Below are 25,929 nucleotides of genomic sequence, written 5' to 3' on the forward strand. Positions count from 1 at the left end.
GCAGGATAAGACGCCCTGGACTGCGCTATCAGAACCAGCCGCGTGGGTTGCTCATTGGTACCTCATCGGTGAGGGCAATAATGGGCCGGATGACGCGGACCAGCCACCAGACGAACAGCAGGGCAAAAAGCAGATAACCGACACCGACAAGGCAGAGTACGCCAGCAATGACTGCGCCGCAGATCCCGAGCCAGAATGTGCGGATGGCATAGGTGAAATGGCTCTCATAGATTGTACTCTGGGCGTCGCCGCGTTTGAGATAGGCCACGATTACTCCCGGAAAGCTCGTGATGCCGAAAAAAAACGTAGCGACGAAAAGGATGTGCACGATCCAGGCCCAGCGTCTTGCGCGCTCGCTGCGTTGTGAAGCGGGCCAGGAATGGGAAAAACCGGGTTGCATGTGAGGTTTCGATCCTTGTGCCATGCTGTGCTAGAGGAGAAGCAGGGGCTTCCTGATCAGGTTATCCTGAAGAGGCCTGTGGTTGTTACAGAAAAACTGATTGGCGACATGAATTCGTTTTCACGCTTTTCCTTTTTGTTCTCTCTCGCGGCGTTGCTTTCCCCCTGTATGGCGGAGGCCCAAAGTGTAACGGGCGCCGGGTCGAGTTTTGCCGCGCCACTTTATGAGAGCTGGGGTGTCCTCGCGCAGGAAAAGGGAAATATAAGCGTCAATTACCAGAGTGTCGGATCCGGAGCCGGACTGAATCAGGTTGTTGCAGGCACGGTTGATTTCGGGGCATCCGACAAGCCTGCCGCCAAGACGCTCCTGTCTGATCATCAGCTCTATCAGTTTCCAACGACACTCGGGGCGATTGTGGTTATTGTCAATCTGCCTGATATGCCTGCCGGTGCACTGCGTCTCGATGGCCCTACCCTGGCGGCAATCTATGATGGTCGTATCAGTGAATGGAATGATCAGCGTATTCAGGCGCAGAATCCCGGCGTGAGCCTGCCTGATATTGATGTGGCACCAATCCATCGGGCGGATGCTTCAGGGACAAGCTTCGTGTTTACCTCCTATCTTTCTCATGTCTCTGCGGAATGGCGGACAAGGGTGGGGGCAGGGACTTCTGTTGCCTGGACCGAAGGTGCCGGTGCGCGTGGCAATGACGGAGTTGCTGCCAGCGTACGTGAAACAGTCGGCGGTATCGGCTATGTGGAATATGCCTATGCCAGTCACAATCATATTCCTATGGCTCAACTGAAAACTCATGATGGCGCCTATGTCGAAGCAGTACCGGCGAATTTTGCGGCTGCCGCGTCTGAGGCAGACTGGGCGCATGCGGATAATCATGTCGTCGATCTGCTTGATGCATCAGGCAGGAATGCATGGCCAATCATGAGTGCGACCTATGCGATTGTGCCAAAAGCCGCCCGTCCCGAAGTGAGGCGATTTTTCGAGATCGGTCTGACCGATGGAGAAGATGTGGCCAGAAAGCTGGATTATATTACTCTTCCGGCTTCGGTGCGCAAAGATATCCTGAAGGAATGGCCGCGCTGAGCGTCCGCATTCGTAAAAGTTCCCGTGCGGCGTGATAGCAAAGTCTTGATAAGGCATGGCATTTTCAACTGCGCTGAGCTGTCTATTCTGAAACGGCCTTCAGATGTCCAATCTGCAACTCCGGACAGGGGCTCAAAATCGTGATTGCGCGGGAATATTCCTATGCCTCTGCCTTCTTTTCTCTTTGTCTGCACAGGCAATATCTGCCGTTCTCCTCTTGCGGAAGCAGCCATGCGTGCCGAGGCCGCAAAGCGCGGACTGACTCTGGATATCGATTCCGCAGCGACAGGAGTCTGGCATGTAGGAGAGATGCCGGATATCCGGGCGCGTCGCGTCGCAAAACGTCATGGACTCGATATCGAATCCTATGTCGCCAGACAGGTCTGTGAAGAGGATTTCGCGCGTTTTGATCATATCATAGCGCTTGATTCAGGTCATTTGCGTGCCTTGCGCCGTCTGGCCCCCGAAGCTGACCGGGAGCGTATCCGCCTCTTGCTCGATTACGTTCCTGAACGGCGGGGTGAGGAAATTTCCGATCCGTTCTATGGAAAGGATATTGATTTCGAGACCGCCTGGCAGGAAATTGCTCTGGGATGTGCGAATCTGGCCAGTTTCACCCTCGATTCCTGATGACTGCCCTGCTGTCGAGGCCGTTTCTCTCATTGGCGACATGCCGGATAACGGCCATCCAATTCACGTATTTTCGATAATCAGCACAGCTGAGGTGTCCGGTTCCAGCGCGTGATATTGATGGGGGACATCCGCAGGATAGGCAATGTAATCACCAGGGCACAACTCTATCTCCTTGCCTGCAGGACCGAAAAGGGCTTTGCCCGCAGCGAGAACGACATGCTCTACGGTTCCTGCTGCGTGCGCCCTTGCCTGATAGGGCTCACCCGGTTGCAGTGTTATCCGATAGATATCCCGCCTTGCGCCGGGCAGGCAGGCCGCCAGCAAGGTTGTGGTGTAATTGCTGTGCTCTGAAATCCGGGGTGTTCCACACCCGGCCCTGATTACCTGAATACGAGGACGCTCGTCTTCAACAAGGCGGCTGAACGGGACCCCGAGTGTCGCAGCCAACGACCAGATCGTTTCGAGACTGGGATTGCCGATGCCATTCTCAAGCTGCGAAAGTGTCGATTTTGCAAGGCCAGCGCGTTTGGCCAACTCGGTTACGCTAAGACCCACGCGCAGTCTTTCGCGACGCAATGCCAGCGCAAAAGCTGCAACGGGGCCGGTAATCACGCCTTCAGTCACAGGTCATTCCGTTCAGTATATTATCCGGTCGTTCTGCTTGATGAACAGTGCCTTGTTCATTATATTGAACTTTCGTTCAATTAAAAATGTAATCTGATTATCCAGCAATGATACACAAATCGCCTGACAATGCTATTCCGACCGTCGGTCGGAGTTCTGATGCGCTTCGAGGGCTACGCAATGCCGTGCCTATAATGATCGGTTTTGTGCCGTTTGCGCTTGTGCTGGGAGCGCAGGCGAGCGCCAAAGGGTTCACGCTGGCCGAGGTTCCGCTCCTGACGGGTCTCAATTTTGCCGGTGGATCTGAATTTGCCGCGATCGGGCTCTGGACATCGCCTCCCCATCTGCTTCTGCTGGTTGGTGTCACACTGCTGGTCAATAGTCGTCACGTACTTATGGGAGCCGCTCTGGCGCCGTATTTGCGGCGCTTTTCGAGGCATCGGGCGCTTGTGATGCTTGCCTTCATGTGTGACGAGACATGGGCTCTGGCACTGGCTGACGCAAAGAAACGCAAGACTGTCGGCATCGAGCCGGCATTGAGTCTGGGTTACTATGCAGGCGTATCGGCCGGACTCTATCTGACCTGGGTAATTTTCACCGGGCTGGGTGCAGCCCTGGGTCCGATACTTGGCGATGTGACGCGTTATGGCTTCGACATGGCCTTTCCGGCAGTGTTCCTCGTTCTTTTGCGTGGCATGTGGGCGGGTTTTCGCAGGTCGCGTCCCTGGTTGGTCAGTCTGGTTGTGGCAGGGCTGACATATCTCCTCATACCAGGTGCATGGTACGTTCCTGCCGGAGCGCTCTCAGGTATCGTGTCTGCATGGGTCTGGGCACGGGCATGACCGTTCATCCGATGACGCTTCTGGCGATCATATCGATGGCCTGCGCCACTTTCCTTACCCGTGCGACGGGTTATATGGTGCTTGGTAATCGTGAGTTGTCACCTCGTATGCGTGAGGTGCTGGATGCAGCGCCAGGCTGCGTGCTTATCTCGGTGATTGCGCCGCATTTCGTCTCCGGTCATCCCGCTGATCTTCTGGCGATGGCACTGACTATTCTGGCTGCTATGCGTTTCTCGTTACTCCCTACCGTGATCATCGGCATAGCGAGCGCAGGGATATTGCGGGCAATATTCTAGAGCGTTCACAAGACAGGACAGATGATTGTCTCTGGTCAGGTCTCACCACGCTCATTTGGTATGAACGGGAGAGACCTGTCAGTCTTTCAGAAGCTCCTTGCCAGACTTTCAAACAACACGGCTATGGCCTCGGCTCCGGGGTCGGGGATATCGGCAAGTTGTTCTGACGGGATGTAGGCCGCACGTCCGGCACGCGCTTTCATGCCGCGCGTGGCATCGGCACCTTTGCGAGCGGCTACGGCAGCATCTTTTACAGAGCGGCCGGCTTCGAGAGCCTCAATGGCAGGGAGCAAGGCATCGAGCATGGTTCGATCGCCTGGTTTTGCACCGCCATATGCCTGCATACGTGCAGCACCCTTTTGAAGACCAACGCGCCAGTCTTCCTCCTGTCCTGCTGTGGTTGTCAGAATCGAGAGCAATACACCGCTTGATCCTCCGCTGTGGCGTGCCAGCAAGCGGCCTATTGTTGCCAACAGCTTTCGTGGTGAAGCCAGGGGCAGGGAATCGACTGCCTTGAGAATCTGGCGGCTGATTCTGCAAAGGTAGAGCCTGCGTCACCATCACCGCAGGTGGCATCAAGTGTGTTCAGATGGGCTTCGCTGTCCAGCAGAGCCCGGGCGCCTGTTTCGATCAGTCTGCGCAGAATGGCATCGTCTGACGGGGCATCCACAAAAGTTTCTGGCAGGGTGGGGCAGGGCACTGTCGCTATGGAATTGTAAGGGGCTATCCCGGGCCATGATTTCGGCCCGACATCGATGGAAAGCGCTTCAAGAAAGGCAGGATCTGCAGGCATTGCCGTAAGCGAGAACCCGTTCATGTCAAGCGCGGTCATCAGCGGTGCCGGACCGATGATCCATTTTGTGCGTGAGGCCAGTTTGGTACGTGAAAAACCATCGAGCAGTGCGAACGCTTCGATGGGTGGAACGCTGCCGAGCAGGTTGAGCAGGATAATCAGATCCCCCTCATGTGGCAGGGCGGCTTCCAGTTTTTCGGCTGTACGTGCCACAAGCGTATCAAGACCTGCCATTGGAACGCGTTCGACCCCGCTTCGCATGAATGCCCAGTCCAAGCTCCGCTTCATCATCGCTGAGTCGGGGCTTCTGACCTGGAGTGAAGACATTGCAATCGCTCAGCGCTAGGCCGATCGAGCTCAGTGAGCCTGCAACCTGTCGGGCAAGAGTGGCCACTTCGCCAAGCGATTTTCCGGCCTCGGCAGCAGCGCCTGCAATCTTGTGCACCAAAACCGTGCCAGCAATGCCACGTGCCTTGTCGGTGCGACCAAGGGCAATGTCATCGCCAACAATCACGACTTCCACATTCAGACCCAGCGCCTTGGCCTGTTCTGCAGCAATGCCGAAATTCAGACGGTCACCGGTATAGTTCTTCACGATAAGGAGACATCCGGCCTTGCCTGTCACCGCCCGGATGGCTGCAAGAATCGCGTCAACTCCGGGTGAGGCAAAAAGCTGGCCACAGATAGCCCCGGTCAGCATGCCTTTGCCCACGAAGCCTGCATGAGCCGGTTCATGACCGGAGCCACCGCCGGAAAGCACGGCAACATGCTGTTTGTCCCAGTCTTTTCGCAGAATGACGTGGATATCCTCCACACCTTCAAGACGGCAGAGATTCATCCCGAATGAGGAACGCAGCAATCCCTGCAGACCTTCTGCCACGATGGTCTCGCGCTTGTTGAAAAACCGCTTCATCTGGATCCCTATGTCCGTTCCCAAGTTTGTGGCGCCAGCATCATACTGCTCGTCGGTCCAAGACTAGGAGGGGAAGCTGTTCAGGAATATGACATATCGATGTGAAGAAAAACACATTGATGTGACGATACGTTTGTTGCCCGTATGCTCCATGCTCGCGATCACAAAGCGGTTCAGAGCGTGATAGCCAGCTTGACAGGAAAAGCCGAATAACTGCGGTTTGGCCGTCACGCCCAAGTCCGATCATTCGTGGAAATGATTGGCAGCGGCTGCAGATTTCGTTACGATTATACAAGAAATTTTGTCAACTGGGTCAGGATTACAAGGTTTTGGACATTCCATCCAAGTCACAACATCACCCGCTGCCACAACAGGATGAAGGCTATCACAAGGATCTGGGCAGGCGTCAGATCCAGATGATTGCCATTGGCGGTGCTATCGGTACCGGCCTCTTTCTGGGCGCAGGTTCGAGACTGCAACAGGCGGGGCCGTCTCTCGCAATCGATTATCTGGTATGCGGCCTTTTCTGCTTTCTTATCCTGCGTGCTCTTGGCGAGCTTGTGATGTATCGCCCGAGTGCGGGCAGCTTTGTGTCCTATGCCCGTGAGTTTCTGGGGGAAAAGGCGGCCTACGCGGCTGGCTGGCTCTCTTTTCTGAACTGGGCCATGACCGGCATCGTCGATATCACGGCGGTAGCGCTCTATATGCATTTCTGGGGGACGTTCGATCACGTGCCGCAATGGGTATTTGCCCTTGTAGCCCTTGGTATTGTCGGCACCATGAACATGATTGGTGTGCGCTATTTTGGTGAGCTCGAATTCTGGTTTTCACTCATCAAGGTCATTGCTCTCGCACTTTTTCTTGTTTTTGGTTGTGTGGTGCTGGGGCTGAAGGTCCCGGTTGGCGGTGCCGTACCAGGATTTCACCTGATTTCCGAGAATGGTGGTATTTTCCCGCATGGTCTTATGCCGGCTCTGTTCCTGATGCAGGGGGTGGTCTTTGCCTATTCAGCGATTGAGCTTGTTGGAACGGCAGCAGGCGAATGCGCCAATCCGCGCGCCATCATTCCTCGGGCCATCAATAGTGTGATCTGGCGTATCGGCCTGTTTTATGTTGGTTCGGTGATCTTGCTTGTCTGCCTTCTGCCCTGGTCAGCCTATCACAAGGGTATCAGCCCGTTCGTGACCTTCTTCGAAGCGTTCGGAGTGCCGCACATCGATACGGTCATGAACATAGTCGTATTGACGGCGGCGTTGTCGAGCCTCAATTCCGGTCTCTACTCAACCGGTCGCGTCCTGCGCGCGCTGGCGCTTGGAGGATCGGCACCACGTGCGTTGGCCAAGATGAACCGTCAGTCAGTGCCTTATGTCGGTATCCTGACCACGGTTGGCGTATATCTTGTCGGTGTAGGGCTGAATTATCTCATTCCGGCACGTGTCTTCGAGATTGTGCTCAATGTGGCTGCGCTCGGCATTATCAGTACATGGAGCTTCATTCTGGTCTGCCAGATACGCATGCGTAAGCTGGTTGACAGTGGTGTGATAGAGAGTGCGGGTTTCCGGATGCCGGGAGCGCCTTTTACTTCCTGGCTTACGCTCGGGTTTCTTGGTTTCGTCGTCGTGATGATGGCGCTCGATTATCCTGAAGGGACCTATACGGTCATCGCTATCCCCTTCATCGGGCTGATTCTGGCTCTGGGTTGGGGTTTGATTGTCCTCAGTCGTCGCAAGGCCTGAAGCCGCCGTCTGGCAGCATTACAGGAACCCTGCTCAGTCCGTTGCGGGCTGGGCAGGCTGTTCAGGCAGCTGACCTTCCCATTTGGCGACAACGGCAGTTGCCAGGGAATTGCCGACAACATTCGTTGCAGACCGCCCCATATCCAGAAACGTATCAACGCCGAGAATGAGAAGCACACCTTCTTCCGGCAGTTTGAACTGGCTAAGTGTTGCCGTGATGACCACAAGTGAGGCACGTGGAATGCCTGCCACGCCCTTGCTCGTCAGCATAAGCGTCAACAGCATGACGATCTGTGTGCTCCAGGACAGGGTAATGTCATAGGCCTGAGCGATGAAAATACTTGCAAAAGTGCAATACATCATCGTGCCATCAAGATTGAATGAATAGCCTAGGGGCAGAACGAAGGATGAAATCCGGCGCGAGATGGGAAAACGCGAGAGCTGATCGAGCATCAGGGGATAGGCGGCTTCCGAGCTTGCTGTCGAAAACGCCAGCAGGAACGGCTCCCGCATCAGGGAAATCAGCCTTCTGGCAGGGCGCCCGAGGATAAGATATGCCGCACCGATCAGAGCGCACCAGAGCAGGAACAGAGCGATATAGAACTCGCCCATGAACTTGCCGTAATTGACAAGCACTCTCAGCCCATTGGTTGTAATGGTCGCAGACATGGCACAGAACACAGCGACCGGTGCCAGCAGCATGACATAGCCCGTAACTTTCAGGATGATTCGTGAAAGGCTTTCGGTCCATTCCATGATCACACGTGCTTTCTCAGGCATGGACGCGCAGGCAATACCGAAAAATACCGAAAACACGACGATCTGGAGGATTTCGTTGTTGGTCATGGCGCGGAAGACGGAATCCGGCACAATATGATCGATGAAGCCGTCAAGAGACATGCCGGAAGGCGCACTTGGCGCGATTTGTGTCCCTTGGAATCGGTGCATGCCGATACCCGGGCCAAAAAGATTGACGAGCACCAGGCCGAGTGACAGCGAAAACAGGGAGGCCACGACAAACCAGATCATGGCCTTTGCACCGACACGCCCCACCGAGGCCGCATCAGACATATGGCCTATACCTACGACCAGCGTTGAGAAGACAAGAGGAGCGATGATCATCTTGATGAGGCGCAGAAAAACAGTGGAGCCGATTGATAGATAATGGGCGACATGCTGCTGCTGCACCGTATCGTGGATCAACGCATGGGCTGTCGCACCCGCACCAATGCCGAGCAGCATTGCGATGACAATGATCGTGGTCATGCTCATGCGCTTCATGATGTTGGTTCTTCCTTTCTGCTGAGAGGGCAGGTTGTGAGTTCTTGCCGCCTCATCGTCGAGCAGTTCGGCGTTCGGTCTGTTTCCCTGCGGCTGTTTCCTGTCAGCCGGTAGAGGATGCCCTGTTGCAGGAAGCTCTAGGCTATTATTGCCTCCAATATCAAATGACGGAGCCGGAACGGGTCGGAACTGTCACATACTGAGACGTAATTTTGGCGCGATCTTGTAAAATGGCGCGTTGTGACCTTTGACGAACTCAGCCATATGTGAATAACGCTGCCCATGCCGCGACGGAGGAGCAAATCGTGGTCCAGAATGCAATCTCGGTCGTTATGGGCCTTATACTTGGGTTGTTTACACTGATCATTTCAGTAATCGCCCTGATTGAAGCAAGCGCCAGAAAAGCGCTTGTGGCACTCGGTATTCCCCAGCAGATCCAGGGAGCGCTTCTGGCATTACTGCTGCTGGTGCTGATTGTGGCGTCATTTCGGTTGTTCGGGCGTCTTTTTGGCGTTTTGATTGCCATTGTTCTTGTCGCGTTTTTATTACAGGCCCTGTTCGTACCTGATATCAGAACTGTGACTTTCTGACAGGCGGGGAAGGGCATCGATGGGGCGTGAACGTGCCCAGAGAGCGTACGCCTTTTGTAATGGATGATGGTGTCCGCGGCGGGATTCGAACCCACGGCCCCAGGATTCATCCCACTTCGACTTTCGCCGCCGACGCAACGGACCTCTGGCCCGGTGTGTCGTTCGTGGTCTGGACTGTCTCTTCACCATAATCTGACAAGTCAGATGACAGGTGCTGCCCGTACAGTCTCTACACCTTCACCCTTCTTTTCAGAGGGGTGCTTGGCTCGGGATTGGCACGGCGTGAGCCAGAGCGTTCCCCGAATTTGAGCAGATCCACCATAATGTTTCCGGTCATGGCGCCCAATTTTAGGAATCCTGTGCTCTATCCTGCTGAGCTACGCGGACCATCCTCGCCAGTCTAGGAGAGTGAGGATCGACAAGCAAGATGTATGGTTTCAAATTTTTCTGTTCCGAAAGGTTGGTTGCAATAATAACAAGTCAATCTAATATTCTTTTTTGTAGTGGGATTCTGCATCAGTGAGAATGAAGCATTAAAAAAACGCTCATAGTTTCATGAAAGAGAGTTTTACTGCGTTGTTTCCCCTCAGGAGCTTTTGTTAGCAAGCACCGTCTCGGCATCGCCACCTTCTTTATCTGCTGCGCGGAATAGTGAAGGGAGGAAAACGTTTCGTAAAAAAACCGGGCTAAAAATTGTGATATAAGGCTCCGATGAGAGAAAGCGTGAAGTAATGTTCGACCTGGCCCTTCGTGGTGTTGCAAAAACCGACTCTACCCTACTGCGTCTGCGGCTTATAGGTCGTATGGAAGCGACTACACTTACTGGTGAAAGCGTGCTTCCTGTTGGCGGGAAGACGAAAGGCTTGCTGGCCATACTTGCACTGTCGGATCGTAAACCTGTTGCACGGTCACATCTGGCTGAGCTGCTCTGGAGTCGTCGCCCCGATGACTTGGCGCGCGCGTCGCTGCGCCAGGAGATTCACCGCCTGCTGGATGCCTTGAGTCCGCTTGGTGTCGATGTCATTGATGTGCAGAGGCATACGCTTGCACTCAAGCCAGCCCTGACCTCCGTTGATGTCGAGCGCATTCTCAATGGCGGAAAATCGATCCTGCGCGAATTGCCTCCACCTGGGGAGGTCCTTCTTGGCGAACTCAACGGGATTGATCCTGCCTTCAATGAATGGATTGAAGGCCAGAGGGCCCGACTCAACCGTCATATCTATCAGCTTTTTGAAAGCGCTCTGCGTACCCAGGTCGATCCTGATGCCATTCTTGAGACAGCGGATCATCTGCTTTCACGCGATGGTCTGAATGAGGCAGCCTGGCGTGCACGCATTCAGGCATGGATTACCAAGGGCGAGTATGCGCAGGCTGCGGCTCTTGGAGACCAGGTCGTCCAGCTGTTTCAGGACCAGCTTGGCACCGTGCCAGGGCCGGCTACGATGGGTCTGGTTCGTGGACTGCAGGAACGAATTGCATTTGATTCCTACAACAAATCGCATCAGGGCTACCCTGTGGAGCTGGATCCGGCACTTGGTCATGCGGATCCTCATGTCGATAATACCGGTCTGTTTGTCTCGGTGGGGGGAGAAGGGTCTCTTCTGGCAGCCGGGTCTCCATTACGCACATTGGGGTCGATTTCTGTCGCCCCGCTCAAAGCGACTGGCGGGGAACATGCCGAGGCACTTGCTGCCGAGCTGACAGAGCGTCTGGAAGTCAAGCTGGTTGGATTGCAGACGTTCACAGTCGTGCCTTTTCCGGAAACAACACAGTCCGATACGGGGCCTCTTCTGGGCAACACACATAATCCAGGTACGGATTATGTAATTTCCGGCCTTGTGCGTTCAAACTGTGCACATGATGAAGCTTCCGAAGGTTATGTAATCATCAGATTGCTGAGTTTGCGTCAGGAAGGAAGCGTGGTCTGGGCGGATCGTTTCGAATTGCCCAAGGACACGCGGGCCCAGCGCGCCCTGCTTTTCTATGTCATGAAGTCGCTGCAATGGTCGCTGTTCCTTTCGGAGGGGCAGCGTATGATGTCGCGACCAATTGCCGAGCTTTCGGCGTTCCAGATGGCGATCAGGGCACTTACCCTGTTTCTGCGCTGTGATATTACGCTTTCTGCCGAAATGGCCGAACTGGTTGAGCGGGCTTATCAGGCTGATCAGGAATCAGTGTTCGTTCTTTATGTTCGTTCATTGATCAAATTCTTTCTCTATCAGGAGAACTGGTCCGGCTCGGCGCTGGAAGAGATGGAAGAGATTGCTACTGCAGCGGGCTATGTGGCTATTCAGCTCAGAGCGAACCCGCTTGGTGTCTGGCTATCCATGCTTACGCGTACGTTTACCCCGGGACAGCTTGATGAGGCCAAAGCACTCACGGCTGAATATACCGGAGCAGGGGGAGTATTTCCTGCCATTGCAATCTCGCCTTCCATACATGCGCTGAAGGCTGTCCAGGCTCTGCTTTCGGATAACAAGGCGGTGGCTTTGGAGGAAATCCAGCAGTTCCGCGCATTACGCGCGGCCCAGCCTCTTGCCATATTATCCGAGCCTTTCAGTATTTTTGTGCTGGAAGTAGCTGGCAATGCTGAAGAGGCGCGTCAGGCCGGTGCTGCCTTTGTCAGTCTTTATCCGCGTAGCGCAGCAGGTGTGCTCTATTATCTTGTGGCTCTGGCTGCCCAGGGGATGAGCGAGGAAACCGAACGTGTTAAACGCCATTTGCTGCGTCTGGTGCCGGACGTGACCATAGAAGGCGTTCTCTCGCGTCATGCCTATCTGCCTGCTTCCATGCAGGCCTGGCTGCGCGAGATGCTCGTACGGGTCAGCATCCCCAAAGGATAAACCCGTTGTCCCGCTTGGCGTAGCCGGGCGGGCGCGATATGAATTGATTTCAGAGCCGGACGCGGATAACGCGATCGGGGATTTCGACACGCGGCCAGTGCCAGTCTAATAGGGACATCATGACTCCTCGTTTGCAGCCGATTGCCCCTCTCAATGCGTCCACCAGGGCGCCCTTCTCTCTGGAGCGGTTTTTGCCCGTTCTGCCGCTTTGCGCCTTGATGGCACTGAGCGCCTGTGGTGGCGGGCGTGACCCGGATAGTCTGACCCAGCCACGCAACCACCTTCTGGGTGTTGACCGTGGTGCAACCGGTGGTGATGATGAGCTGAAGGGCGGTGTGAATGCCTATCTGTGGCGTGGGGCGATCGACACCCTGTCCTTCATGCCGTTCTCCTCTGCCGATGCAAATGGTGGCGTTATCCTGACCGACTGGTATCAGCCGCCAGCCAGCACGAATGAACGTTTCAAGATTGCGACCTATATTCTTGACCGCCGCCTGCGCTCTGACGCGCTACGCGTTTCGGTATTCCGTCAGGAGAAGCAGGGCTCTGAATGGGTTGATACTCCAGTAGCGCCGAACACGACTTCGGATATTACCACGCGTATTCTCGCCCGTGCCCGCCAGCTTCGTGCCGATAATGGCAACCGGGACTGATCCCGGCTTTCTGAAGTGAGTGCGACCGGAACAAACGATAGAAGATCATGACGGAACAAGAGACTCTCGGTTACGATTTCGACAAGGCCGAGCCCAAATGGCAAGCCAGATGGGACAACGCCCGTGCTTTTGCGGCAGACGATCATCCGGCTGCTGACAAGCCGAAATATTACGTGCTGGAGATGTTTCCCTATCCGTCGGGTCAGCTCCATATGGGCCATGTGCGCAATTACGCGCTGGGTGATGTGGTTGCGCGCTACAAACGTGCGCGGGGATTTTCGGTCATGCATCCCATGGGCTGGGATGCATTCGGTCTCCCCGCAGAGAACGCGGCGCGCGAACGTGGTGTGCATCCCGGCCAGTGGACGCTTGATAACATCGCCGCCATGCGCGGCACCCTGCAGCGACTGGGTTTCTCGCTCGACTGGGATCGTGAAATTGCGACCTGCCTGCCGGAATATTATGGGCATCAGCAGAAGCTTTTTCTCGATATGTGGCGCAAGGGCCTGGTTGAACGCCGTGAATCGGCAGTCAACTGGGACCCTGTGGACAATACCGTCTTGGCCAACGAGCAGGTAGTTGATGGACGCGGCTGGCGCTCTGGCGCGCTGATCGAGAAGAAGCGCCTGTCGCAGTGGTTCCTCAAGATTACCGATTTTGCCGCCCCTTTGCTTGAAGGGCTGGAGAAGCTCGACCGCTGGCCTGCCCGTGTGCGCGTCATGCAGGAACGCTGGATTGGTCGCTCGGAAGGCGCTCGCGTGCGCTTTGCGCTTCATGCGCCGCCGAAAGGTTTCGATGTCGATCAGGATTCGGTCGAGGTCTTTACCACCCGTCCCGATACCCTGTTCGGAATGAGTTTTGTCGCTATTGCGGCGGATCACCCTCTCGCCACAAAAATAGCGCAGGGCAATGATTCCGCTCGTGCCTTTATCGAAGAATGCCAGCGCTTGGGCACATCGGAAGAGGCGATCGAGGCCGCCGAGAAGCGCGGTTTCGACACAGGGCTGCGCGTCAGTAACCCGTTTGCGCCTGACGAGACGGTACCTGTATGGATCGCCAATTTCGTCCTGATGGAATACGGCACGGGTGCTGTGTTCGGTTGCCCCTGTGGTGACCAGCGTGATCTTGATTTTGCACGCAAATACGATCTGCCCGTGCGCCCCGTTATTCTGCCGCCCGGTCAGGAAGAGAGCGGCTTTACTGTTGGTAAAACAGCCATCACGGGTGAAGGCACGCTGATCAATTCGGGCTTCCTTGACGGGCTGGATACCGCTGAAGGCAAGCGCAAGGCGATCGAGCGTCTGGAGGCTATGGGCATCGGTCGTTCAGTCGTGAACTGGCGTTTGCGCGACTGGGGTATTTCGCGTCAGCGTTACTGGGGCTGCCCGATCCGGTTGTGCATTGTGAGTCCTGCGGTGCAGTGCCGGTGCCTGACGATCAGTTGCCGGTCAAGCTGCCGGATGATGTGACGTTCGACCGTCCTGGCAACCCGCTCGATCATCATCCGAGCTGGAAACATGTTGCTTGCCCTCAATGCGGGGCTGCAGCTCGCCGTGAGACCGATACCTTCGATACTTTCGTCGACAGTTCCTGGTATTTTGCCCGTTTCACGGCGCCCCATGCCACGACGCCGACAGACCCGATCGCAGCCAATTCCTGGCTGCCGGTCGATCAGTATATCGGCGGTATCGAACATGCGATCCTGCATCTGCTCTATGCCCGTTTCTTCACGCGGGCCATGCATGAGACGGGTCATCTTGATCTCGACGAGCCATTCGGCGGGTTGTTCACTCAGGGCATGATCACCCATGAGAGCTACCGCGATGAAAATGGCTGGCTGGCGCCGGAAGATGTCGTTCGGTCAGGTGATGGCTATGTGCGTCGTGACAATGGTGGTCCCGTGCAGCTTGGTCGTCTGGAAAAGATGTCCAAATCCAAGCGCAATACGGTATCGCCTGTCGCGATCATCGAGCGTTTCGGGGCTGATACGGCACGTTGGTTTGTGCTGTCAGACAGCCCGCCCGAGCGCGATATGGAGTGGACCGAGTCCGGTGTTGCGGCTTCGGCGCGTTTTGGCCAGCGTCTCTATCGTCTGGTTCAGGCCATCGCGAACCAGGTGCCGCATGATGCCGCTTTTGTCGAGGGGGGGCGCAGCCTCCGTCAGGCAACACACCGCACCATCAGGGCCGTGACCGAAGCGTTGGAAGGGTTCACACCCAACGTGGCGGTGGCGCGTCTGCATGAACTGAGTGCGGCTCTTGCCGAGGCTGAAAAGACGGATGAGGACGGTATTGGTGCTGCCCGTCGTGAAGCTGCGCTGGCGCTTGCTCTTCTGATCGCACCGATGATGCCCCATCTGGCTGAGGAGATGGTGGCTCTGCTCGAACCAGGCAGCGCCATGGTAGTCGAACGCGCCTGGCCGGTTGCGCTCGAAGAATTTCTGGCGCTCGACAGCGTCACGCTGGGTGTGCAGATCATGGGCAAGCTGCGTGGCACAATTCAGGTGCCGCCGGATGCGCCCTCTGATATGGTCCTGCCTCTCGCCGAGGCCGAACCCAATGTGGCGCGGATGCTCGAAGGCAAACGGATCGTCAAGCGTATCCATGTGCCTAATCGTATCGTCAATTTCGTGGTGGCAGGCTGATTTCATGCGTCGTTTTGTTCTGCTTGCCTCTCTGGCCCTGAGCGGCTGTGGATTTCAGCCGCTTTATGGAAGCAATGGGGCAGGTGGAACGCGTGTTGCCCATGAATTGCAGCGTATTTATGTGGCCAATATTCCTGACCGACAGGGGCAGGAGCTTCGTCTCGCGCTCCAGGAGCAGCTTGGCGGCGGCAGTACCAAGGCGCCTGACGGCTATACACTCAATGTCAGTTTCAATGTGAATGCCTCGGTAATCGATATTCACAGTGACAATACAGCCGGGCGTTTCCGCGAAATCGGCTCGGCCCATTGGCGCTTGTGGACGGTTGAAGCCTCGCCGAAATTCCTGGCTGAAGGCGATGTCTCCTCGCTTGACGGTTTCAACGCAACCTTTGAGCAATATCTCGCACAGACGCTGAATGACGAGACGGTTCGCGCCCGGCTGGCAGAAACCCTTGCAGGATCGATCCGCCAGCAGATTGCCACATGGTTCAAGTCGCAGATCAAACCTTCTCATGATAACGCACGCGATGTTCCGTCGTATTTCGATCCTAACGCCATGCCGACAAGGGATGGCCAGCCCTATGAGAAGGCTGGGCCTGATGGCTTCCCGGCAGCAGCGACGGGTCGTACGGATCTGAACAGCCAGAACGGCGACTGATCGCGTATGAAGATCGATGCCCGTTCAACTGCGCGTACGCTTGCTGAAATTGGCAAGTGGCGCGGGGTTCTGCTTTACGGCGACGATCTGGGGCTTGTCCGCGAGCGCGCCTCGTACTGTGTACGTCAGGTGGCCGATTCACTTGATGACCCGTTCCGTATCGCTCTTCTCGATCAGGAGCAGCATGGCCGGGTGGAAGAGGAAATGGGCGCACTGTCTCTTGTTGGCGGGCGCCGTGTTGTCTGGGTGCGTGACGGGCAGGATTCATTGCTGCCACGTATAATGGCGGCGCTTGCTATTGAGAGCGATACCTTGCTGGTGATTGAAGCGCCGGGTCTCGCGTCTCGCGCCAAACTGCGCAGTACCCTCGATTCTCACCCGAAGATCGCTTCTATTGGCTGTTATCCTGAAGAGGGACGCACACTCATTGCTTCCCTGACCGAGTTGTTCCGGGATGCTTCTGTCGCTGTCGATCGTGATGCCCTGTTCTGGCTTTCTTCAGTTCTCGGGGCAGATCGTGCGGCTGTACGCAGCGAGGTGGAGAAACTCATTCTCTATGCAGGTAAGGGGGGTAAACTTTCTCTCGACGATGTTCAGGACTGCATAGGTGATTCTGCCAATGCAACGCTTGACGATGCGACCACGGCTGCCATGGCAGGTGACCGAGCCATGGCTGATATTGCTCTTGAGAGAGCGCTTGCCGACGGCCTCTCGCCCATTGCGCTGGCGCGCGCCTGTCTGTCGCTGATGACACGTCTGCAACGCGTGCTTGACTGGATGGATGAAGGAAAATCACGCCAGGAGGCGATCAGGCAGCTCAAGCCCCCCGTCTTTTTCAAGAAGATGGACAGTTTCACAAAGGCGCTCGAACGTTGGGACAAAGCTGGCCTGAAAGGGGCATGTGAGTCGGTGCAGGGTTTCGAGCTGGCCTGCAAGCAGACGGGCTGTCCGGATCTTGCCTTGTCACGTCGTCTCATCGCCCAGCTTTCTCTCGGGCCCCGATCATTCCAGCGTTGAAATTACCGCACGGTTCTGCCACGGCTGAAACTGTATCAGCCTGACCGGGGAGGTCATCCGATCAATCGCATCTGCTTGTTTCCACGGTTTCGTTACCTCGAACGTTCGCGCTGCGACGGCGCGCGACGCACGGCATGGTAATCCTGGCTGCGATCGGTTTTTTCCGGCGTCGCAAGATGGCAGCGGCCGCACTTTTCATGTTGGCGATCCTGGCCGCTGGTGCCGTGCTGGCGCCGTTATATGCCCGGACCGTAGGAGTGGACCCTATGGAATCCTCTCTGGCGGGTACGGTGCTGCGTGACGGAGTACGTGTCGATATCATGCAGCCCAATGACAATCCTCTGCATCTGGGCCTTTCTCCTGTTGGCCCCTCTTGGCGTTGGGGGCCTTATGCGCTTGGTGCTGATTCACAGGGGCGCGATGTTGCAGCGCGTATGCTGTACGGTGCGCGCGCCTCGCTCCTGATCGCTTTTTCAGCGGCATGTCTCTGCCTTGTTATGGCGACACTATGTGGGCTTCTGGCTGGTTATTGCGGTGGTTGGGTGGATATTATCCTTTCCCGACTGCTCGATATTCTCTGGGCAGTGCCAGTCTATCTCTTCGCGATTAGTCTGAGTGTCGTGACCATAGGACATGATCTGTCTTTCGGGCCGTTTCATCTGCAGCCCGATAGTCTTCTGTTGCCCATAGGTATTATTGCACTCATCTACGTGCCTTATGCGGCCAGGCCTATCAGGGCGCGTACAAAAAGCCTGTCGAATGCCGGCTTCGTACTGGCAGCCCGCGGGCTCGGTGCCTCTTCCCTGCGCATTGTGTTACGTGAGATCCTTCCTGTTCTGGCCGAGACGGTGCTGGTCCTTTCTCCCCTTATCATGGCGTTATGTCTGCTGGCGGAATCGGCATTGTCCTTTCTCAGCCTCGGTGTTCAGGCTCCTGCAGCTTCCTGGGGAAGCCTGATCCATGACGGTGAAGGCCTGATCTATAGTCGTCCTGTCGTGGCTATTGCGCCGGGGGTGGCGATTATCCTGACCGTGCTCTCCCTGAACGCGCTGGGGGATGTTGCCCAGGCGGAGCTCCGCGCAAGAGGCCGGCGATGAAAAGCGTCTTCTCCCGTTTGCAGATGATCCTGGTGCTGTTCGGTATCTCGGTGCTGGTCTTCGCCGTCTTTTTTGCGATGCCCGGTTCAGATCCTTCAGCGCGTATTGCCGGGCGTGGCGCCAGTCCTGAGGTCATCGAGCGTGTGCGCCATGCCTATGGCTTCGATCGGTCTTTGCCGATGCGTTATCTGACGATGATGGATCATCTGTTCATCTCCAGAAACCTGACATCCTATGTCAATCATGGTCAGAATGTGGTGTCCGAGGTTTTCTCTGCAGCACCGGTCACACTCTCTCTTGTTCTCTGGGCGGCCCTGTTCTGGATTATGGGAGCGCTTGTTATTGGCCTGATAAGCGCCGCTTTCCAGGGCGGGTGGATCGATCGCCTGCTCTCCTCTTTCTGTCTGGTCGGGCTGTCGATTCCGGTTTTCTGGCTCGGGGAGATGGTCAATCTGGCAAGTCAGAGCCGGTTCCATGAGACCTGGCTGTTCAGCTGGGTACCTCCTCTGGGTTATGTACCTTTATGGAGAATCCGTTCGGATGGGCGAGGGCACTGATACTGCCCAGCCTCACACTCTCCATTGCTTTTATCGGTCTCTACAGCCGTGTTCTGCGTACGGATCTCCTGACCGCCATGCAGGAGGATTCCCTGCGCACGGCGCGTGCCAAAGGCGTTGGACCCTGGCGATTGTGGTTCTGCCATGCCTTGCGTCTTTCCAGCCTGAGTGCGCTCTCCCTGTTCGGGCTTGATTTTGCGCAATTGCTTGGTGGCGGCGCCTTGCTGACAGAAGTGGTCTTTGCCTTGCCCGGTGTCGGTCATCTTACCTATCAAGGGCTAAGTACTCTCGATCTGCCGCTGATCATGGCGACGGTACTTTACGCGGCGTTTTTCGTCGTTATCGCGAATGCCTGATGGATGGACTCTATCGTCTGCTCGATCCCCGTATCGGAGGAGGATCGCATGGTGGGTGAGCCGCTTCTGACTTTGTGCAACCTTCGTCTGCGTCACCCTGTGGCTGGTCTGTTGCTCGATGGGGTCACGCTCTCACTCAGGCGCGGAATGATACTGGGAGTGGTCGGGGAGTCAGGATCGGGGAAAACCCTGACAGGTCTCAGTGTTCTCGGCCTGCAGCCTGCCGGACAGCTGAGCGGTTACCTGAGTTTTGACGGTCAGGATCTTGCAGCTTTCCGCGCGCGTGACTGGCGGCGTTTTCGTGGCAGGCGGGCTGCATGATTTTTCAGGACCCCATGTCCGCTTTTCTGCCAGTGCGACGCATTGGGGCGCAGATTACAGAGCAGATCAGGCTGCACCTGCCTCTTTCCAGAAAGGAGGCTCACACGCGCATGGTGGCATTGCTGGGTCGTATGGGCGTACCGTCACCTGCGCAGACAGCCTTGCGTTTTCCTCATGAATTATCGGGCGGATTGCGCCAGCGCGCCATGATTGCCATGGCACTGTCCTGCGAACCTGATCTGTTGATTGCCGATGAACCGACAACGGCACTCGATGTGACTGTACAGGCCCAGATTCTGACCTTGCTGCGCGAAATCGGGGAGAGAGAAGCCAGTGTGATGCTCATCACTCACGATATGGGTGTGGTGGCTCAAAGCTGTACGGATGTGGCCGTGCTCTATGGGGGTGTCGTGATCGAGACGGGCCCGGTGTCGTCGGTGTTGTCAACCCCGCGCCATCCTTATACCCAGGCTCTGTTACGGGCCATACCGCCGCTTTCCGGGCCACGTCCTTCGCAGCTTCCGGTTATTGACGGTGTACCGCCATCCCCTGAAAACCGCCCTGCGGGTTGTGTATTTGCCCCGCGTTGCCCCTATGTCGAAACACGCTGCGAGAAGCGGCCTGACATGCGACTGGCGGGAACAGGGGAAGCCTATGCCGAGACAGGAGGCGCACATGAAGTCGCCTGTGTGCTCTATCCATGAGTAACATCCTTCAGGCGCATGATGTTTCGAGAGTCTATCGACTGGGAGGCGGCAAGACTCTCCGTGCCGTCGATGGAATTTCGGTATCGGTGGCACATGGAGAGACCCTGGCACTGGTTGGTGAATCAGGATGTGGAAAGTCCACGCTTGGGCGTCTGATGATGGGGTTCGATCGTCCTGACACGGGAAGCATCCTGTTTGATGGCCAGGATATGGCGAGGCTGAGTGCCAGAGCATTGCGTGCCCTGCGCAGCCGGATACAGATGGTATTCCAGGACTCAGGTTCTTCATTCAATCCACGCTGGACCATAGGAAGCACGCTTGCCGAACCTTTCAGGATTCACAGGCGAGGCTGGTCGAGGGAATCTCTCGTCTCTCTGCTGGAGCGGGTCGGTCTTTCCGGCAGTTTTCTTGATCGCTATCCAGGAGCGCTATCAGGGGGGCAGCGGCAAAGGCTTAATATTGCGCGCGCCATTGCGCTCTCACCACAGGTTATTGTGGCTGATGAACCCGTTTCCGCGCTTGATGTTTCCGTGCAGGCCCAGATCGTCAATCTGTTGCGCCATCTCCAGTCTGATATGGATCTGGCTTGTCTGTTTATTTCGCACGATCTTGCTGTGGTGAGGCAGGTTTCGGATCGTGTGGCCGTCATGTATCTCGGGGCAATCGTCGAAGAGGGAGAAACCCTCACTCTTCTGGAGCGACCACTTCATCCTATACGCGCGCTCTTGTCGATGCCGTGCCCCAACCCGGCAGACCGCTACCCGCACCCCTGCAGGGGGATGTCCCGACGCCCCTCGCATTACCTGGGGGATGTCGCTTTCATCCTCGTTGCCCCATGGCCCGGCCGCGCTGCGCCGTGGAGCCACCTGTCCTGATAGAATATACGCCAGGCCGTTCCGTGGCTTGTCATTTCCCGCTCTCATAAGCCGGAAATCCGGCTATCTGGGCCATGATAGCCTCGGCTCGGATTGGCCCTCTCAGGTGATAAAGGGGCCATGAGGCCCCTTTGTCAGTCAGAAGCGCTGAGAGATCCCTGTCAGGATCGTACGACGCAACCCGTATTGGGGGGCGCCTACGCCAATCCCTGAGCCGTCACGGATCTGGTAGGTCTTGTCAAACAGGTTAAGCACATCGAGGCGTAGTTCGGTACGCTTGAGGAAAGGCACACGGAAAAGATCCCTGAAGGACTGGACGAGAGAGAGATTGAAGGTCGCATAGATCGGTACGGAGCGACCATTCGGTACGGTGCCATCGGCGCGCAGACCACTGCCATAGACCATGGAGGCGGAAACCCGCGTCGGATGGCCTGTGTGGTAGAAAAATGAGTAGCTGCCGCCTGCCGAGGCCGTCCAGCGCTGATCATGATCAAGATGAACCCAGCGATGCTGGATATAGGCCAGATCATCGGGTCCATGGTCCATTGGGCTGTGGTGATATCCTTGCCGATGGCACGCGACCAGGAAGCATTGCCGTACAGTGAAAGCGGACCATGCTCGTAATTGGTTGAGAGCTCGTAGCCGTTTACCTGTCCCCGTCTGTAGTTGAAGGCAGAAAGAATGATCGGTGCGCCAAACTGGCCTTCATCGATCATGTTCTTGGCGAGCTTCACATAGGCGTCGAATGAGGCGTGCCAGCCCGGCATGATAGACTGGGTGACGCCTGCATCGAAGTAGTGATCACGCTCGGCCTTGACCGTGTTGTTCTGCAAAGTCTGGGGCTCGTTGGACGTGCCGACATATTTGCTGAGCGACGTGTTGGCCACGAGCTCGAAAGGCGGGGGCGTGAAATAGCGGGAATAGCCTGCATGAAGCACGCCGCCGCGCCAGGCGCGCCAGACGATGTTGATGCGCGGACTCACCTGCTTGGCATGGGTGTATTCATCGACACCATCGAAGCGCAGACCGTAATTGATCGTCAGGTCGCGTACCGGACGCCATTCATCCTGAGCGTAGAGCCCATACATCCAGCCAGTGCGCCCACTGCCATCATGTACGTTGGTTGTGCTGCGTCATAGATGGGCGTGCCGTCATCCTCGGCACCGTTCTGCTGATAGACGATGGAATCTGTCTTCGAGCTGTTGCGCTCTACATAGACCTGGTAGCCGAAGCGTACCGTGTGTCTGGGCGTTGCTTTCCAGGTCACATCGGTTTGCGAGCCGGTCGAGAAGACCGAGCGTGCGGCATGCTGGCTGATGCCGTTATAGACCAGATCGCCCAGCGGATCCGGCGAGTAGCCGAGCGAGGAATAGCGGGTGATGATCGAGCTTTGCAGGCTGACTTTACCCATGTCCTTCTGCAGCGACAGGATGCCGAAATCCGTGATTTCCTTCTGGCGCTCGTTCAAGCTGGCGCTATCAACGCTGCCATAGACCTGTTGCGACAGGGCGGAGTCCAGAAAGCTGGGATTGGCGAACTGACGCTGCTGCCCGGGATTATTGGGTAGCTGATATTGCGCGTTCGAAACGCCGCCTGTCAGGCTGATACGGGTGTTTTCATCAGCGGTGTACCGAAGGTGGCCGAGTGCGTGATACTGGTTGCTCAGATCGTGGATGGCATTGAAACTTGGGGTCGGGTTTTCGACACCTATGCGATTATGCACGAAATCGCCCGTGGCGAAGAAATCCCACTTTCCTGCATGGCCACCATATTGCAGCGACGGGAAGAAATAGTCGCGTGCGCCGCCATAGATCGAGGCATCCCCACCCGGATCGGCACTGCCATTTTTGGTGGTGATATCGATCACGCCAGCCTGCAGAAATCCGTATTCGCTGGGCAGCGCTCCGGTGGTGAGCGAGGCAGAATGCGCAAAGCGCGTCATGAGGGCCTGACCGAAAACGCTCAATCCTTCGGGTAATTGCACGCCATCGAGACGGAACTGCACCTCGTTATGATCGCCACGGACATGGATCTGGCCGAAACTGTCCTGCGCGACCCCGGGGGCCTGCAGCAGGAGCGTATTCAGAGGGGTGTTGTCGCCACCAGGATTGGTTTCGATATCACGACGGGTGAAGCGATAGGTCGTTGCCCCCGTCGAGGATTGCAGGGCTGAACGGATCTCGTCGAGGCGCGCATTAACGATGATGTGCTCCTCGTGAGTGGCCTCAACCGAAGCCGTCTTGTCGCCATCGAAAGAAGTGCGCGATGCCTCATCGGGAGATCGCACTGCGTCTTGTCCGGTCGTGCTCTGTGACCGCGAGACCGAAGCCTTTTTTGCCTGCGTCGTTTTAGGCAGCGGGGTTGATGCAGGCGTGGTGGTCGTGTCGTTCGTCTGGGCATGGGCGGGCAGGGTGATTGCCAGAACCGAGCAGGAGAGGAGCAGGCTGGACGACCACAGGGATCGGGGAGACATCATGACAATCCACGGGCTGGAAGCGAAACAGATCGATCTCGTTCCTAAAATGTATGATATAACATAACAATACTTGAGTGCTTCTCCTACATATATTGTGTCAGAGCGTGACAAATTGGCGACAGGTTTCGCGTTGTGAAAAGCGTTTTAATCGGGGAGCTGCGTGACGATGGGGCGTTCAGTCCTGACCCGTCCACGCTTCTGCCAAGGTGCCATGCCATGAAACGCCGGTCCTTTCTTTCTGCCGCCTCCTGCGCGCCCCTCCTCGGAATGACAGGGCAGGCGGAGGCCAGTGGCAATGCCGATGACGGCACCAATTCGTCAGGCGTCTTCGATATTGTGGCCGAATTTACAGGGCCTGGGCCATCGGGTGTGGCGGTGCTGCCTGACGGACGCCTTTTTGTCAGCTTTCCACGCCACGCCGACAACCATCCCGGCGCGACGCTGGGAGAGGTGAAAAACGGCAAGATCATTCCCTATCCTTCCGCAGAGGTAAGCCTCCCCTCAAATCGTGCTCCGGCTGACAGGTTGATGTCAGTGCATGGGCTTGCGCTCGATAGTCAGAACCGGCTCTGGCTCATCGATGACGGCAAGCTGGCCAAGCACGATATCCCCGAAGGGGCGGCGAAGATCATCTGCATCGATCCGGCCACAGACAAGATCGTGCATCGCATCGTGCTCAAGGCTCCTGCGATGCGTCCCGACAGCCATATGAATGACCTGCGCGTGGCCTTGTCCGTAGGGGAAAGGGGGACGGTATTCGTGACGGATTCATCTTTTGGTACGGAGCCTGCGCTTGTGGTGGCCGATATTGCCACTGGTGAGGCGCGACGGGTGCTGGCGCATCATCCTTCCACTCAGGCGGTGGAGGGTTTCATGGCGATCGTCGAGGGAGAGCCCAGGCGCTATATTCCGCATCATCCGCAGATGGTTTCAGGTGGGGCAGACGGCATCGCCCTGCCCGGTGATGAATCGCGGCTCTATTATTCGCCGCTCACCAGTCGCCGTCTTTACAGCCTGCCGACCAGAGCGCTGGCAGACAAGGCGCTTGATGATCAGGCCCTCGGGGCGCTGGTGCGAGATGAGGGTGAAAAAGGTACAGCAGACGGGCTCTGCTTCGACCAGCACGATCGTCTCTATACGACCAATTACGAGCATGACTGCATCCTTCGCCGGGACCCAGATGGGGCCCTTGTGATAGCGGTAAGGGATCCACGCATTCTTTCGCCCGACGGTATCTGCGCCACGAAGGACTGGATCTATTGCACCCTCGGTCAGTGGAACCGTCTGCCTTCATTCAATGAGGGCCAGAACCGCCGTCGGCCGCCTTATCTGCTGATACGCTTTCCTGTCGAACCGCTCACGCCGCTCAACGCAGCACCCGAGGCGCCCCGGCAATAGACAGCAGGAGCGAGGCCTTTTGCCTCGCCGGGTGAGACGCGTCACATTGCGCATACCGGATGCATGAAAGTTGAGAAGAGACGCAGACGAAGAGTGTAAGGAAGAAGAGGGTAGGACGTAGGACAGGCAATGACGGCTGTGGCGGTACTTCTGACAGTCTGGGCCTTGATGGCCGTATCAGGCGAAACGCCGACAGGGCGTTTTCTGCACCGTCTGATGGTCGTCATGCCGGCTGCGGCGCTCAACCGGATCAACCGTCTGCGCATGCTTGTTGCGATTGCTGTCACTGGTCTTTGTGCGGCGCTTGTGTGGTACGGACAGGGCGATGGGATACGCGTTGCGGCCAGCATCCTGCCAGACACCGTCATCTGGCTCACGACATTTGAGGTCAGCACCTATCTGGACGTGATGATGATGCTTGCCACCGCCTCGGCTCTGACGCGATTCCGATATCTCTGGTCATCCCTGGTAAACGTGCAACTGCGTCCTCTGTCGCGATTGAGGATCGGGCGAAAACGCTCCCGCGAATACAGGTAGGATCAGTCTTGCCTCTCTTGGGTTCATGACGACGAGCGTGAACCGGAGAGCTGTTTTCGGGAAACAGACCCTAAGTGCCCGGGGGCAGCAAGAATGATCAGCCATTTGCCAGCAAAAGAGCCCGCAAGGCTGACCGTTAGTCGGAAAAGAGCCTTGAAACGAGAAAGGGCCGGATCGCATCACGATCCGGCCCTTCGTAGAAGTCTGTCGGCGCTATCAGGAAACTGACGGCGCCTCGCTCTGTTCGCTGGTGTGGTGATCAACCACGCCGGGCAGGAACTGAGCCAGAGCCGGAAGCAGGGCGCCTGCGGGCAGGCCCGTTTTCGAGACCAGCATCTGAACCTGCTCATCCGTCAGAAGGGCGCGCAGTTCGTCTGCGGAGATCGGCAGATTTTCGCCCGAGCCGATCCAGGAGCGCACCTTGTCTTCCAGGCCAGCCTTGCGGGCCTGATCGAGGAGCATCTGCAGGCCCTGTTCGCTGGTGAGATACTCACCAATGCTGCCGCCGAGCTTTTCCTTGAGCTTGTCGCCCATGGACCCGAGGGCAGAATTGATCATCGAACCGAAAAAACCGCTCAAAC

Annotated in this window: 20 protein-coding genes and 5 pseudogenes; 17 read left to right on the forward strand and 8 right to left on the reverse strand. The window is 56.6% G+C overall.

Translation table 11 applies throughout. The features are described 5' to 3' along the window. Positions 1–28: 28 nt before the first annotated feature. The gene (locus tag JCM25354_RS06405) at positions 29–400 is read right to left on the reverse strand and encodes a DUF4870 family protein (protein ID WP_025885403.1); all 372 of its coding nucleotides are present in this window, start codon (positions 398–400) and stop codon (positions 29–31) included. 108 nt (positions 401–508) lie between these two features. Here JCM25354_RS06405 and pstS point away from each other — a divergent pair, with 108 nt between their 5' ends. Together pstS and JCM25354_RS06415 are read left to right on the forward strand one after the other, a co-directional pair. Then, positions 509–1,501, forward strand: a complete 993-nt coding sequence (gene pstS, locus JCM25354_RS06410; RefSeq protein ID WP_025885404.1) for a phosphate ABC transporter substrate-binding protein PstS — start codon at positions 509–511, stop codon at positions 1,499–1,501. 162 nt (positions 1,502–1,663) lie between these two features. Then, positions 1,664–2,131 carry a low molecular weight protein-tyrosine-phosphatase gene (locus JCM25354_RS06415; RefSeq protein WP_035446906.1) on the forward strand — a complete coding sequence of 156 codons (468 nt, stop codon included), beginning with the start codon at positions 1,664–1,666 and terminating at the stop codon, positions 2,129–2,131. 63 nt (positions 2,132–2,194) lie between these two features. On the opposite strand, the gene JCM25354_RS06420 is transcribed toward JCM25354_RS06415, so the two are convergent. Next, the gene (locus JCM25354_RS06420) at positions 2,195–2,758 is read right to left on the reverse strand and encodes a helix-turn-helix domain-containing protein (RefSeq protein ID WP_199899919.1); all 564 of its coding nucleotides are present in this window, start codon (positions 2,756–2,758) and stop codon (positions 2,195–2,197) included. A 107-nt stretch (positions 2,759–2,865) separates the two neighbouring features. Here JCM25354_RS06420 and JCM25354_RS06430 point away from each other — a divergent pair, with 107 nt between their 5' ends. Next, positions 2,866–3,600, forward strand: a complete 735-nt coding sequence (locus JCM25354_RS06430; RefSeq protein WP_025885407.1) for an AzlC family ABC transporter permease — start codon at positions 2,866–2,868, stop codon at positions 3,598–3,600. Further along, a complete protein-coding gene (locus JCM25354_RS06435; RefSeq protein WP_199899920.1) occupies positions 3,579–3,896 on the forward strand; it encodes an AzlD family protein in 318 nt (105 codons plus the stop codon). The genes JCM25354_RS06430 and JCM25354_RS06435 overlap by 22 nt, the downstream gene beginning before the upstream one ends. Positions 3,897–3,982: 86 nt before the next feature. On the opposite strand, the gene JCM25354_RS23360 is transcribed toward JCM25354_RS06435, so the two are convergent. From JCM25354_RS23360 to JCM25354_RS23370, 3 genes are read right to left on the reverse strand one after another with little or no spacing between them, the layout of a single operon-like run. Further along, positions 3,983–4,369 (reverse strand): DAK2 domain-containing protein, encoded by a 387-nt coding sequence (locus tag JCM25354_RS23360; RefSeq protein WP_369345737.1) that lies wholly within the window; start codon positions 4,367–4,369, stop codon positions 3,983–3,985. Beyond that, positions 4,357–4,923, reverse strand: a complete 567-nt coding sequence (locus JCM25354_RS23365) for a dihydroxyacetone kinase family protein (protein ID WP_369345738.1) — start codon at positions 4,921–4,923, stop codon at positions 4,357–4,359. Before JCM25354_RS23365 ends, JCM25354_RS23360 begins: the two co-directional genes overlap by 13 nt. Then, the gene (locus tag JCM25354_RS23370; protein ID WP_369345739.1) at positions 4,910–5,602 is read right to left on the reverse strand and encodes a dihydroxyacetone kinase subunit DhaK; all 693 of its coding nucleotides are present in this window, start codon (positions 5,600–5,602) and stop codon (positions 4,910–4,912) included. Before JCM25354_RS23370 ends, JCM25354_RS23365 begins: the two co-directional genes overlap by 14 nt. A 329-nt stretch (positions 5,603–5,931) precedes the next feature. Here JCM25354_RS23370 and JCM25354_RS06445 point away from each other — a divergent pair, with 329 nt between their 5' ends. Then, complete coding sequence (locus tag JCM25354_RS06445; RefSeq protein ID WP_025885409.1) at positions 5,932–7,338, forward strand: amino acid permease; 1,407 nt, start codon at positions 5,932–5,934, stop codon at positions 7,336–7,338. A 33-nt stretch (positions 7,339–7,371) separates the two neighbouring features. Here the strand turns inward: JCM25354_RS06445 and JCM25354_RS06450 are convergent, their stop codons facing one another. Continuing rightward, positions 7,372–8,619: a dicarboxylate/amino acid:cation symporter gene (locus tag JCM25354_RS06450; protein ID WP_025885410.1), complete on the reverse strand. Its 1,248-nt coding sequence runs from the start codon at positions 8,617–8,619 to the stop codon at positions 7,372–7,374. Between the two features lie 305 nt (positions 8,620–8,924). Between JCM25354_RS06450 and JCM25354_RS17180 the strand changes: the two genes are divergently transcribed. The 10 genes and pseudogenes from JCM25354_RS17180 (at position 8,925) to JCM25354_RS17200 (ending at position 20,987) form a co-directional block, all read left to right on the forward strand. Then, positions 8,925–9,209, forward strand: coding sequence for a hypothetical protein (locus JCM25354_RS17180; protein WP_025885411.1), 285 nt, complete (start codon positions 8,925–8,927; stop codon positions 9,207–9,209). 731 nt (positions 9,210–9,940) lie between these two features. Further along, entirely contained in the window at positions 9,941–12,052 is a 2,112-nt protein-coding gene (locus JCM25354_RS06465) for an AfsR/SARP family transcriptional regulator (protein WP_025885412.1), read from the forward strand. A 119-nt stretch (positions 12,053–12,171) separates the two neighbouring features. Further along, the gene (locus JCM25354_RS06470; RefSeq protein ID WP_025885413.1) at positions 12,172–12,705 is read left to right on the forward strand and encodes a DUF3576 domain-containing protein; all 534 of its coding nucleotides are present in this window, start codon (positions 12,172–12,174) and stop codon (positions 12,703–12,705) included. A gap of 47 nt (positions 12,706–12,752) precedes the next feature. Next, a pseudogene (leuS, locus tag JCM25354_RS17185) lies at positions 12,753–15,349 on the forward strand (leucine--tRNA ligase). Positions 15,350–15,353: 4 nt separating this feature from the next. Continuing rightward, a complete protein-coding gene (locus JCM25354_RS06480) occupies positions 15,354–16,007 on the forward strand; it encodes an LPS assembly lipoprotein LptE (RefSeq protein ID WP_025885414.1) in 654 nt (217 codons plus the stop codon). A 6-nt stretch (positions 16,008–16,013) separates the two neighbouring features. Beyond that, entirely contained in the window at positions 16,014–17,024 is a 1,011-nt protein-coding gene (gene holA, locus JCM25354_RS06485; RefSeq protein ID WP_025885415.1) for a DNA polymerase III subunit delta, read from the forward strand. A gap of 134 nt (positions 17,025–17,158) precedes the next feature. Then, on the forward strand, positions 17,159–18,121 hold the full coding sequence (locus tag JCM25354_RS06490) for an ABC transporter permease (protein WP_025885416.1): 963 nt from the start codon (positions 17,159–17,161) through the stop codon (positions 18,119–18,121). Beyond that, positions 18,118–19,093, forward strand: a pseudogene (locus tag JCM25354_RS17190) (ABC transporter permease). Before JCM25354_RS06490 ends, JCM25354_RS17190 begins: the two are co-directional and overlap by 4 nt. Further along, positions 19,083–20,059 (forward strand): annotated as a pseudogene (locus tag JCM25354_RS17195) (ABC transporter ATP-binding protein). The pseudogenes JCM25354_RS17190 and JCM25354_RS17195 overlap by 11 nt, the downstream one beginning before the upstream one ends. After that, positions 20,056–20,987, forward strand: a pseudogene (locus JCM25354_RS17200) (ABC transporter ATP-binding protein). The pseudogenes JCM25354_RS17195 and JCM25354_RS17200 overlap by 4 nt, the downstream one beginning before the upstream one ends. An 88-nt stretch (positions 20,988–21,075) precedes the next feature. On the opposite strand, the pseudogene JCM25354_RS17205 reads toward JCM25354_RS17200, so the two are convergent. Next, positions 21,076–23,413 (reverse strand): annotated as a pseudogene (locus tag JCM25354_RS17205) (TonB-dependent receptor). Positions 23,414–23,629: 216 nt separating this feature from the next. Here JCM25354_RS17205 and JCM25354_RS06515 point away from each other — a divergent pair. Both JCM25354_RS06515 and JCM25354_RS06520 read left to right on the forward strand, forming a co-directional pair. Next, positions 23,630–24,811, forward strand: coding sequence for an SMP-30/gluconolactonase/LRE family protein (locus JCM25354_RS06515; protein WP_025885417.1), 1,182 nt, complete (start codon positions 23,630–23,632; stop codon positions 24,809–24,811). A gap of 138 nt (positions 24,812–24,949) precedes the next feature. Then, on the forward strand, positions 24,950–25,348 hold the full coding sequence (locus JCM25354_RS06520) for a hypothetical protein (RefSeq protein WP_159103461.1): 399 nt from the start codon (positions 24,950–24,952) through the stop codon (positions 25,346–25,348). 216 nt (positions 25,349–25,564) lie between these two features. On the opposite strand, the gene JCM25354_RS06525 is transcribed toward JCM25354_RS06520, so the two are convergent. Beyond that, entirely contained in the window at positions 25,565–25,927 is a 363-nt protein-coding gene (locus JCM25354_RS06525; protein ID WP_025885419.1) for a YidB family protein, read from the reverse strand. Positions 25,928–25,929 lie beyond the last annotated feature (2 nt).

The organism is Asaia prunellae JCM 25354, assembly GCF_000613885.1.
In the GTDB taxonomy this organism is placed as follows: Bacteria; Pseudomonadota; Alphaproteobacteria; order Acetobacterales; family Acetobacteraceae; genus Asaia; species Asaia prunellae.